Source organism: Pseudomonas sp. S2_C03, from assembly GCF_054668405.1.
The window spans coordinates 6298192-6310016 of the sequence record NZ_CP162766.1 but is presented as its reverse complement, the minus strand read 5'-3'; the positions used below and the strand labels follow the sequence as shown (position 1 = coordinate 6310016).

Sequence of the window (11825 nt, the reverse complement as noted above, 5' to 3'; positions counted from 1 at the left end):
CGAGAGTATCGAATCAATGCCGCACATTTTGATCGTCGAAGACGAAACCATTATCCGCTCCGCCTTGCGCCGCCTGCTGGAACGTAACCAGTACCAGGTCAGCGAAGCCGGTTCAGTGCAGGAAGCACAAGAACGCTTCACTATTCCCACGTTCGACCTGATCGTCAGTGACCTGCGCCTTCCGGGCGCGCCGGGGACTGAACTGATCAAGCTTGGCCAAGGCACTCCGGTGCTGATCATGACCAGCTACGCCAGCCTGCGCTCGGCGGTCGACTCGATGAAGATGGGCGCGGTGGACTACATCGCCAAACCCTTCGACCACGATGAAATGCTCCAGGCCGTTGCACGCATCCTGCGTGACCGGCAATCGGCACCGGCCGGCGGCGAAACGGTAGCGGGCAAAGCTGCCAATGGTGCGGCCAAACCGGGCACCGACAACAGCAATGGCGAAATCGGCATCATTGGCTCATGCCCACCGATGCAGGACCTCTACGGCAAGATTCGCAAAGTCGCACCGACCGACTCCAATGTGCTGATCCAGGGCGAGTCCGGCACCGGCAAGGAATTGGTGGCGCGTGCCCTGCACAACTTGTCCAGGCGCGCCAAGGCACCGATGATCTCGGTGAACTGTGCAGCCATTCCGGAAAGCCTGATCGAGTCCGAACTGTTCGGCCACGAGAAAGGTGCCTTTACCGGTGCAAGCGCCGGGCGTGCCGGCCTGGTGGAAGCTGCGGACGGCGGCACGCTGTTCCTTGACGAAATCGGTGAATTGCCACTCGAAGCCCAGGCTCGTCTGCTGCGCGTGTTGCAGGAAGGCGAGATACGCCGGGTCGGCTCCGTGCAGTCGCAGAAGGTCGACGTGCGCCTGATCGCCGCGACCCACCGCGACCTCAAGAGCCTGGCGAAAATCGGCCAGTTCCGTGAGGACCTGTACTACCGCCTGCACGTGATTGCGCTGAAACTGCCGGCATTGCGCGAACGCGGCGCCGACGTCAACGAAATCGCCAATGCGTTCCTGGCACGCCAAAGTGCGCGCATCAACCGCACCGACCTGAAGTTTGCCCCTGACGCGGAGCAGGCCATCCGTCACTATTCGTGGCCGGGTAACGTGCGCGAGCTGGAAAACGCAGTCGAACGCGCGGTCATCCTAAGCGAGAGCCCGGAGATTTCCGCCGAGCTGCTGGGCATCGACATCGAACTGGGCGATCTTGAAGACGACGAGTTCATCGGCCTGGCGCCGCAACAGGGCAATGGCGCTGCCAGCAGCAGCCATGAGCCGACCGAGGACCTGTCGCTGGAGGACTACTTCCAGCACTTCGTTCTTGAGCATCAGGACCACATGACCGAGACCGAGCTGGCGCGCAAACTGGGGGTCAGTCGCAAATGCCTGTGGGAGCGCCGTCAGCGCCTGGGCATTCCGCGGCGCAAGACCGGGGTGGCCAGCGAGAGCTGAACGTCACCTGAAGGGTGCGCCAGTAACACATGACTTTGTGAAAAAAACTGTTACCGCAGGCTTTTCGCGTAACAGAAGCCGGGGCTTACGGTAACGAAGCCCCGGTTTTTTTTGACCTCAAAAAACCGGCCGCGAGGGTGTAAGCCCTTGTTTTACTGGGGTTCGCAAAAGTTGGCACGCACCCTGCTATATGTTTGGTACAAGAACAATAACAAGCAATGCATAAGACAATAAAAATAAGACGAATCGACTCACGCACAATAAAAACAAGACGGCGAGAGGCGCAGCTAACTGATTCTTTTGGAGAGGCGTTGTATTTGGGGCGTGCCCCACGACCAGGCCGAGAACAACAAAAACTGTCCTAAGACAGAGCCTGAACTGGTTGGATCGCAAGATCACTGCAACACAGCGACCAAAGCAATCCGTTTGCTCTTGGCTCCCGATTGGGAGGGTCATGAAGGAAAAGCTTCATGACGAGGGCACTCAACAAAAACAAAAAGCCCGAAACCAATAACAAAAATAGAGCATGCAACTACTTCTTGGGGAGCTTCGGCTCCCCTTGTAGTTTCCGTCTTCCGGACCTCTTCCTACGGTGTCCTACACCATCCTCTGACTAAATGCTAGAATCCCCGCCCATCATGCGGTCATTCTTCGTTTTGGCCGAACATTCCTTCAAACAGTGCATCCCATGCTGAAGAAGCTGTTCCAGTCATTCCGTTCTCCCAAGCGTATTACGCAACACATCCGCAGCACGCCTGAAGTGCTTAACAGCGGCCAACATTCGCTGCAAAAGGCGCAATTCAGCCGCTACGCGGTGAACATTGTCGAACGCCTGCAGAGCGCCGGTTACCAGGCTTACCTGGTCGGTGGCTGCGTGCGCGACATGCTGCTGGGCATCACGCCCAAAGACTTCGACGTCGCCACCAGCGCCACGCCCGAGCAAGTTCGCGCCGAATTCCGGAATGCGCGCATCATCGGTCGTCGCTTCAAGCTGGTGCACATCCATTTCGGTCGTGAAATCATCGAAGTCGCGACCTTCCGCGCCAATCACCCGCAAAACGACGAGGAAGAAGACAGCAACCAGTCCTCGCGCAACGAGAGCGGACGCATCCTGCGCGATAACGTCTATGGCACCCTGGAGGAGGACGCACAACGTCGCGACTTCACCATCAACGCCCTCTATTACGACCCGGTCAGCGAGCGCATCCTTGATTACGCCAACGGCGTACACGATATCCGCAATCACCTGATCCGCCTGATCGGCGACCCGAAGCAGCGTTACCAGGAAGACCCGGTGCGGATGCTGCGGGCCGTGCGTTTTGCCGCCAAGCTCTATTTCGGCATTGAAAAGCACAGTGCCCAGCCGATCCGTGACCTGGCACCGATGCTGCGCGAGATCCCGTCGGCGCGTCTGTTCGAAGAAGTGCTGAAGTTGTTCCTCTCCGGCCATGCCGCCGACACATTCGAGATGCTGGTCGACCTGCAATTGTTCGATCCGCTGTTCCCGGCGAGCGCCGAGGCACTGGAATACAACCCGACGTACACACACACGCTGATCAGTGAAGCGTTGATCAACACCGATCTGCGCATCAAGCAGAACAAACCGGTGACCCCCGCGTTCCTTTTTGCCGCCTTGCTCTGGCCTGCCCTGCCTGCTCGCGTCTTGCGCCTGCAAGAGCGTGGCATGCCGCCAATCCCGGCGATGCAGGAAGCCGCTCACGAACTGATTGCCGAACAATGCCAGCGCATCGCGATTCCGAAGCGATTCACCCTGCCCATCCGTGAAATCTGGGACATGCAGGAACGCCTGCCGCGACGCAGCGGCAAACGCGCCGACCTGTTGCTGGACAACCCGCGATTCCGCGCCGGTTACGACTTCCTGCTGCTGCGTGAAAGCGCGGGCGAGCAGACCGACGGCCTGGGTGAATGGTGGACCGACTATCAGGATGCCAACGACAGCGAACGTCGCGACATGATCCGCGACCTCGGCGGCAAGGACGATGGCGCCCCCGGGGCTCCCCGCAAACGTCGTCGCAGCACCGGTGCCAAACGCAAACGAGCGGCTGGTGCACCGAGCGCATCGGGCGAGTAGCGCCATGGAACGCATCTACATTGGCATGGGCAGCAACCTGGCTGACCCTGCCGAACAACTGCGCAGCGCACTCGATGCGCTGGCGCGTTTGCCGCAGACCACCCTGGCCGGCGTCTCCGCGTTTTATCAGAGCGACTCACTGCTACCCGGCCAACCGCGCTACACCAATGCGGTGGCCGCCCTCGACAGCTCACTGGCGCCACTGGCGCTGCTGGACGCGTTGCAAACAATCGAAAACGGCCAGGGCCGCGAACGTCTCGAACGCTGGGGCCCGCGCACGCTGGACCTCGACATTCTGCTGTTCGGCGATCGCCTGATCGACGAACCACGCCTCAAGGTGCCCCACTACCACATGCAGGAGCGCGCCTTCGTCCTGTATCCGTTGGCCGAACTGGCGCCGGCAGACCTGCGCCTGCCGGATGGCCGCACATTGGCCGACATGCTCGCCGCCTGCCCGTTCGTCGGACTCGAACGCCTCCCGCACGCCGCCCTGTAGGAGCGAGTTTGCTTTCGATTGCGACAGGCCAGTTAGCTCAGCAGTGACTGACACTCCGAAATCGCGAGCAAGCTCGCTCCTACAGGGGGAGTCTTGTGTTGCCAGTGCTGAAACGCATCAGTCCCCTTCGGTAACACCCCTGTCGTAACAATGCGGTAACACACGTAATTGACTTCCCGAGTTCTCCTCACGACTATAGGCGTCCCGCTGCCGTCAACTCGGCAGTAAAGGGCGCAATCCAGGCCTTAAAAGCACGACAACAGAGCGTGCGCCTGTATTTAACGAAGAATCACGCGCGTTACTCGCAGTAGTTTCCACAGCGCCTGAATGAGGAACTTTTGATGCCAGCCATCACCCTGACCACGCTGCAAGGTCTCAAGCAAAAAGGTGAAAAAATCACCATGCTGACCTGCTATGACGCCACCTTCGCACACGCCTGCAACGAGGCTGGCGTCGAAGTGCTGTTGGTGGGCGACTCCCTCGGCATGGTTCTACAAGGTCATGACAGTACTTTGCCGGTGACCACTGCCGAAATGGCTTACCACGTCGCGGCCGTCAAACGTGGAAACACCGACGCTTTGATCCTCGCCGACCTGCCATTCATGGCTTACGCCACCCTCGAACAAACCATGATCAACAGCGCCACGCTGATGCAGGCGGGTGCGCACATGGTCAAGGTCGAAGGGGCACTGTGGCTGGCGGAATCGATCCGCCTGCTGGCCGAGCGAGGCATTCCGGTCTGTGCACACTTGGGGCTGACTCCGCAGGCGGTGAACCTCCTCGGCGGTTACAAAGTCCAGGGCCGCAGCGAGAATCAGGCGCGGCAGATGCGGGCCGATGCCATTGCCCTGGAGCAGGCCGGCGCCGCCATGCTGTTGCTGGAGTGCGTGCCAAGCGAATTGGCTCAGGAAATCACTCAGGCAGTGAGCATTCCGGTGATCGGCATCGGCGCGGGTAACGGCACCGATGGCCAGGTACTGGTGCTGCACGACATGCTGGGCCTGTCGATCACTGGCCGCGTGCCGAAGTTCGTGAAGAACTTCATGGCCGGCCAGACCAGCATTGCGGCGGCGCTCGACGCTTATGTATCCGAGGTCAAGGCAACGACTTTCCCCGGCACCGAACACGGATTCTCTGCATGAACACCGTAAAAACCCTACGTGAACTGCGGGCAGCCGTAGCTCGCGCCCGCAGTGAAGGCAAGCGCATTGCCCTGGTGCCGACCATGGGCAACCTGCACAGCGGTCACATGGCGCTGATTGCCAAGGCCTCGCAACGGGCAGATTTCGTGGTCGCGAGCATTTTCGTCAACCCACTGCAATTCGGCGCGGGCGAAGACCTCGACAAGTACCCGCGCACACTGGCGGCGGACCAGGAAAAACTCCTCGAAGCCGGTTGCCACCTGTTGTTCGCCCCCGCCGTTGAAGAGATGTACCCCGAGGGCATGGCCGGTCAAACCCGCGTCAGCGTCCCGCAACTGTCCGAAGGCCTGTGCGGTGCGAGTCGTCCTGGCCATTTCGAAGGCGTGGCAACGGTGGTCAGCAAGTTGTTCAACATGGTTCAGCCGGACCTGGCCGTGTTCGGCCAGAAAGACTTCCAGCAACTCGCTGTCATTCGCGCGCTGGTGCATGACTTGAACATGCCGATCCAGATCATCGGCGAGCCGACAGTCCGCGCCGACGATGGCTTGGCGCTGTCGTCGCGCAATGGTTTTCTCAATGAAGAACAGCGCGCGGTTGCCCCGATTGTGTACCGCACGCTGTCCTCGATTGCCGACGCCATCAAACAGGGCGATCGGGATTATCCGGCGTTGATCGCGGCGCAACAGCAGCAGCTCGAGTCCGCCGGCCTGCGCACCGATTACCTGGAAATCCGTCATGCACTGACCTTGCGCCCGGCAACGGCGCAGGACCGCGACCTGGTGATTCTGGTGGCGGCATTCCTGGGCACCACGCGCCTGATCGATAATCTGCACCTGGATCTCGACGCTTCCTGAAAAATGTGGGGCGGGCTTGCTCGCGAAAGCGGTGTGTCAGACACATAAATGCTGGCTGACACACCGCTTTCGCGAGCAAGCCCGCTCCCACACAGGAACCCATCGCCCCCTCGACCTGGGAAACACTCATGCACACCATCATGCTCAAGGCCAAGCTGCATCGCGCCGAAGTCACTCATGCTGTACTCGATTACGAAGGTTCCTGCGCCATTGACGGCGAGTGGCTGGACCTGTCCGGCATCCGAGAATACGAACAGATCCAGATCTACAACGTCGACAACGGCGAGCGCTTCACCACTTACGCGATCCGTGGCGAAGAAGGATCGCGCATCATTTCAGTCAACGGCGCCGCAGCCCACAAGGCCAAGGTCGGCGACCGCGTGATCATCTGCGCCTATGCGCAGTACAGCGAAGCCGAGCTCGCCCACTTCAAGCCGCGCATGCTCTATATGGCCCCAGGCAATGAACTGAGCCACACCAGCAACGCCATCCCCGTCCAGGTCGCCTGAGCCAATTCCCCCGTTTGTCGGACCGTTCCCTATCCCATGTACAAAAAAGTACCGGGAACGGGTCAGACAAAGTCAAGACAGATCGCAGCGCGAGGTTTACTGTAGTCGCCCTGTGCCATGAAATCGTGTCGACGCAGTTTGACCGGGCGCCCACCCATGGCGCTCCGGGACTTTTAGTGTTCAAAAGGCCGTTCAAGTAAAAAGGAAACCCGCAGCGATGGCGTATTACCGTACTCCTCAAGACGTGACCGCACTGCCCGCTTGGCAGGCGCTGAAAGAACACCGCCAAGCCATGCAGGATTTCAGCATGCGCGAGGCCTTTAATGCCGATCCGCAGCGCTTTACTCAATTCACCCTCAGCAGCTGCGGCCTGTTTCTCGACTACTCGAAGAACCTGATCAACGCCCAGACGCGTGACCTCCTGGTCGACCTGGCCAAGGAAGTCGACCTGCAAGGCGCGATCAAGGCGCTGTTCGAAGGCGAGATCGTCAACTCGTCCGAAGGCCGCCCGGCCCTGCACACCGCGCTGCGCCGCCCGGTCGGCGACAAGCTGTCGGTGAACGGCGTCAACGTCATGCCGGAAGTCCACAAGGTGCTGAACCAGATCACCGACCTCGTCGGCCGTATCCACGACGGGTTGTGGCGCGGTTACACGGAAAAGCCGATCACCGACGTGGTCAACATCGGCATCGGCGGGTCCTTCCTCGGCCCGGAGCTGGTATCCGAAGCGCTGCTTTCCTACGCGCAAAAAGGTGTACGCTGCCACTACCTGGCGAACATCGATGGCAGTGAGTTCCATGAGCTGACCATGAAGCTGCGCGCCGAAACCACGCTGTTCATCGTCTCGTCGAAATCCTTCAACACGCTCGAAACGCTGAAAAATGCCCAGGCCGCTCGTGCCTGGTACTTGGCGCAGGGTGGTTCGGAAGCCGAGCTGTACCGTCACTTCATCGCCGTTTCCAGCAACAACGCGGCGGCGGTCGCCTTTGGTATTCGTGAAGAAAACATCTTCCCGATGTGGGACTGGGTCGGCGGGCGTTACTCGCTGTGGTCGGCCATCGGCTTGCCGATCGCCCTGGCCATCGGCATGTCGAACTTCAAGGAGCTGCTGTCCGGTGCCTACACCATGGACCAGCATTTCCAAAGCGCCCCATTCGAACAGAACATGCCGGTGCTGCTGGCCCTGCTCGGCGTCTGGTACGGTAATTTCTGGGGTGCGCAAAGCCACGCGATCCTGCCGTACGATCACTACCTGCGTAACATCACCAAGCACTTGCAACAGCTGGACATGGAATCCAACGGCAAGAGCGTGCGCCAGGACGGGACCTCGGTGTCCACCGATACCGGTCCGGTGATCTGGGGCGGCGTCGGCTGCAACGGCCAGCACGCGTATCACCAGTTGCTGCACCAGGGCACTCAACTGATCCCGGCCGACTTCATTGTGCCGATCGTCAGCTTCAACCCAGTGTCCGATCACCACCAGTGGCTGTACGCCAACTGCCTGTCGCAAAGCCAGGCGTTGATGCTCGGCAAGACCCGCGCCGAGGCCGAGACCGAACTGCGCGACAAGGGCATGGCCGAAGCCGATGTACAGAGACTCGCGCCGCACAAGGTGATCCCGGGCAACCGTCCGAGCAACACTCTGGTGGTCGAACGCATCAGCCCGCGTCGTCTCGGCGCTCTGGTGGCGATGTACGAACACAAGGTCTTCGTGCAAAGCGTGGTCTGGGGCATCAATGCCTTCGATCAGTGGGGCGTGGAGCTGGGCAAGGAACTGGGCAAGGGCGTCTACAACCGCCTGGTCGGCAGCGAAGAAACCGCGGCCGAGGATGCGTCTACCCAGGGCCTGATCAACTACTTCCGCGGTCGTCACCGCGGCTGATCCTTAGCCCCACTGCTATGCCCCCTGTGGGAGTGGGCTTGCCCGCGATAGCGGTGTGTCATTCAGCGTCTATGTTGACTGACACACTGCAATCGCGAGCAAGCCCGCTCCCACAGTCGTTTTCCCTGGTTGTTTTGCTGTGAGTCCGGAATTCGGGCAACCCGGTTGAACCCTTCCCCATCTCGGTCCATCTTTACTCTTGTCGCAAAACAAGAATAAGGAACCGTCATGTTCGATATCAGCACGTTCCCCAAAGCCGATGCCGTCCGCCAGGCTGCACAGTTGAGTCAAGACGACTACAAGCGCCTTTACCGCCAATCGGTCGAACACCCCAGCGACTTCTGGGCCGAGCAAGCCCGGCACTTTCTGGACTGGAGCAAACCCTGGGACACCGTCCAGCGCTACAACCTGAAAACCGGTGAAGCCAGCTGGTTTGCCGGTGGCCAGTTGAACGTCAGCTACAACTGCATCGACCGCCACCTGGCAGAACGCGGCAATCAGGTCGCCATTGCCTGGGAAGGCGACGACCCGGCCGAATCCGCGCAAATCACCTACAAAAAACTCCACCATCACGTGTGCCGCCTCGCCAATGTGCTCAAAAGCCGAGGCGTCAAGAAAGGTGACCGCGTGTGCATCTACATGCCGATGATTCCCGAAGCGGCCTACGCGATGCTCGCCTGCACGCGCATTGGCGCGGTGCATTCGGTGGTGTTTGGCGGGTTTTCTCCCGACTCGGTGCGTGACCGGATTCTCGACGCCGACTGCCGCACCGTGATCACCGCCGATGAAGGCGTGCGCGGCGGCAAGTTCGTTTCACTCAAGGAAAAAGTCGACAAAGCCCTGCTCAGTTGCCCGAATGTCAGCACGGTGATCGTGGTGGAGCGCACCCAGGGCCAGGTGAACTGGGTAGAGGGCCGCGACCTGTGGTATCACCAGGCGCTGCGCGACGTCAGTGATGATTGCGCGCCGGAGCCGATGGATGCCGAAGATCCGCTGTTCATCCTCTACACCTCCGGCAGCACCGGCAAACCCAAAGGCGTGCTGCACACCACCGGCGGTTACCTGCTGCAAGCCGCCATGACCTTCAAGTACGTACTCGACTACCGCGACAAGGAAGTCTTCTGGTGCACCGCCGACGTTGGCTGGGTCACCGGTCACAGTTACATCGTCTACGGTCCACTGGCCAATGGCGCGACCACGCTGATCTTCGAAGGCGTCCCGAGCTACCCGACCAGCTCGCGCTTCTGGCAGGTCATCGACAAACACAAGGTGAACATTTTCTACACGGCTCCGACCGCCCTGCGCTCGCTGATGCGCGAAGGGGCCGAACCGTTGAAGGAAACTTCGCGGGCAAGCCTCAGACTGCTCGGCAGCGTCGGCGAGCCGATCAACCCGGAAGCGTGGGAGTGGTACTTCAATGCTGTCGGCGAACAGCGTTGCCCCATCGTCGATACCTGGTGGCAGACCGAAACCGGCGGCATCATGCTCAGCCCCCTGGTCAGCGCACAACGGATCAAACCCGGCTGCGCCACCCAACCGATGTTCGGCGTGCAACCGGTGTTGCTGGATGAAACCGGTAAGGAGATCAAAGGAGCCGGTAGCGGCGTGCTGGCGATCAAATCCAGTTGGCCGGCGCAGATCCGTAGCGTGTACGGCGACCCGCAGCGAATGGTCGACACCTACTTCAAGCCCTACCCCGGTTACTACTTCACCGGCGACGGTGCACGCCGCGATGAGGACGGCGACTACTGGATCACAGGACGTATCGACGACGTCATCAACGTGTCTGGCCACCGCATCGGCACCGCCGAAGTCGAAAGCGCCCTGGTGCTGCACGACAGCATTGCCGAGGCCGCCGTGGTCGGTTACCCCCACGATGTCAAAGGCCAGGGTATCTATGCGTTCGTTACCCCCATGAACGGTATCCAGCCCAGCGACGAGCTGAAAAGAGAGCTGCTGGCCCACGTCAGCGAGGAAATCGGCAGCTTCGCCAAGCCAGACCTGATCCAGTGGGCGCCGGCTTTGCCGAAAACCCGTTCGGGCAAGATCATGCGACGGATACTGCGCAAGATCGCCTGCAATGAACTGGACAGCCTGGGAGATACGTCGACGCTGGCGGACCCGAGCGTGGTGCAGGATCTGGTCGATAAGCGGCTAAACCAGTAAAAGCACCGCGAGCAAGCTCGCTCCTACAGGGAATCTGCGCACGCCCCCTGTAGGAGCGAGCTTGGCGAAACGTCGCACCGTCGCGATCGCTTCACCTCGGTCTGACGTCAAACTGCTAAACTTCCGCGCCCCATTCCTCCAGCAAGGCGCCCAGCATGTCTTCCTTGAACCAGGCGCTGCGCGCCGCCCTTGATCATCGCCAGGACCTGCTGGCCGAACTGCATCAGCAGGGCACCGACTGCTATCGCCTGTTCCACGGCAGCCAGGAAGGCGCCGGTGGCCTGACCATCGACCGCTACGGTCCGCAATTGCTGGTGCAGAGCTTTCACCAGACGCTGGAACGTGAAGACCTGCTGCACATCCACGCCGTCATCAATCAACATCTGGGGCTCGACACCTTGCTGGTCTACAACGACCGTTCGCGGGGCAATTCGCGGATTGATCGCGAGGACACGGTCTACAAGGCCGATGACGCCGCCCTGCAAGACCTGGTGGGTCATGAATGGGGTCTGAACTATCGGGTACGCGGCCGCCACGCCGGCCAGGACCCGCTGCTGTTTCTCGACCTGCGTAACGCCCGTGGCTGGGTCAAGGACCATAGTCGAAACAAAAGCGTGCTGAACCTGTTCGCCTACACCTGCGGCGTCGGCCTGAGCGCAGCGGCTGGCGGGGCGCGCGAGGTGTGCAACCTGGACTTCGCCGAGGGCAACCTGGCCGTCGGCCGGGAAAACGGCCTGCTCAACCCGGATCTGCCGACCATGCAATTTATCCAGTCCGATTATTTCCCGGCTATCCGCCAACTGGCCGGGCTGCCCGTCAGCCAGCGTCGCGGACAAAAGCTGCCGAGCTACCCACGCCTGGAACAACGCCAATACGACCTCGTATTGCTGGATCCACCGGCCTGGGCCAAGAGTGCATTCGGCACCGTCGACCTGCTGCGCGACTACCAGAGCCTGCTTAAACCTGCCCTGCTGACCACCGCAGAGGATGGCGTGCTGATCTGCTGCAACAACCTGGCAAAAGTCAGCATGGATGACTGGCGCGAACAGGTCTTGCGTTGTGCCGAGAAGGCCGGGCGTCCGGTACGCGAATGGACAGAGATGAAGCCGGCAAGGGATTTTCCGTCGATGGACCAACAGCCCCCTCTGAAAACCCTGATCCTGCAGCTCTGAAACACGTCAGACAAATCTGAAAGTGGTGTGCAGCTCATTTGCTTCGGAACCGCAAACGC

Annotated in this window: 9 protein-coding genes; all 9 read left to right on the top strand. The window is 60.5% G+C overall.

Going from position 1 to position 11825, the window contains the following annotated elements; all coding sequences use genetic code 11:
• The first annotated feature begins 16 nt into the window (after window positions 1-16).
• On the top strand, window positions 17-1453 hold the full coding sequence (locus tag AB4N64_RS29140) for a sigma-54-dependent transcriptional regulator (protein ID WP_460120825.1): 1437 nt from the start codon (window positions 17-19) through the stop codon (window positions 1451-1453).
• A gap of 688 nt (window positions 1454-2141) precedes the next feature.
• Window positions 2142-3545, top strand: coding sequence for a polynucleotide adenylyltransferase PcnB (locus AB4N64_RS29135; protein ID WP_460120823.1), 1404 nt, complete (start codon window positions 2142-2144; stop codon window positions 3543-3545).
• 4 nt (window positions 3546-3549) lie between these two features.
• Window positions 3550-4041 carry a 2-amino-4-hydroxy-6-hydroxymethyldihydropteridine diphosphokinase gene (gene folK / locus AB4N64_RS29130; RefSeq protein ID WP_460120821.1) on the top strand — a complete coding sequence of 164 codons (492 nt, stop codon included), beginning with the start codon at window positions 3550-3552 and terminating at the stop codon, window positions 4039-4041.
• 341 nt (window positions 4042-4382) lie between these two features.
• Window positions 4383-5183: a 3-methyl-2-oxobutanoate hydroxymethyltransferase gene (gene panB / locus AB4N64_RS29125; protein WP_460120819.1), complete on the top strand. Its 801-nt coding sequence runs from the start codon at window positions 4383-4385 to the stop codon at window positions 5181-5183.
• On the top strand, window positions 5180-6037 hold the full coding sequence (panC, locus tag AB4N64_RS29120; protein WP_460120816.1) for a pantoate--beta-alanine ligase: 858 nt from the start codon (window positions 5180-5182) through the stop codon (window positions 6035-6037). Before panB ends, panC begins: the two co-directional genes overlap by 4 nt.
• Window positions 6038-6165: 128 nt before the next feature.
• Window positions 6166-6546: an aspartate 1-decarboxylase gene (panD, locus tag AB4N64_RS29115; RefSeq protein WP_460120814.1), complete on the top strand. Its 381-nt coding sequence runs from the start codon at window positions 6166-6168 to the stop codon at window positions 6544-6546.
• A 217-nt stretch (window positions 6547-6763) separates the two neighbouring features.
• Complete coding sequence (gene pgi, locus AB4N64_RS29110) at window positions 6764-8428, top strand: glucose-6-phosphate isomerase (protein ID WP_460120812.1); 1665 nt, start codon at window positions 6764-6766, stop codon at window positions 8426-8428.
• Between the two features lie 228 nt (window positions 8429-8656).
• The gene (gene acs, locus AB4N64_RS29105) at window positions 8657-10594 is read left to right on the top strand and encodes an acetate--CoA ligase (RefSeq protein ID WP_460120810.1); all 1938 of its coding nucleotides are present in this window, start codon (window positions 8657-8659) and stop codon (window positions 10592-10594) included.
• Between the two features lie 155 nt (window positions 10595-10749).
• Window positions 10750-11766, top strand: a complete 1017-nt coding sequence (locus AB4N64_RS29100; RefSeq protein ID WP_460120808.1) for a class I SAM-dependent rRNA methyltransferase — start codon at window positions 10750-10752, stop codon at window positions 11764-11766.
• Window positions 11767-11825 lie beyond the last annotated feature (59 nt).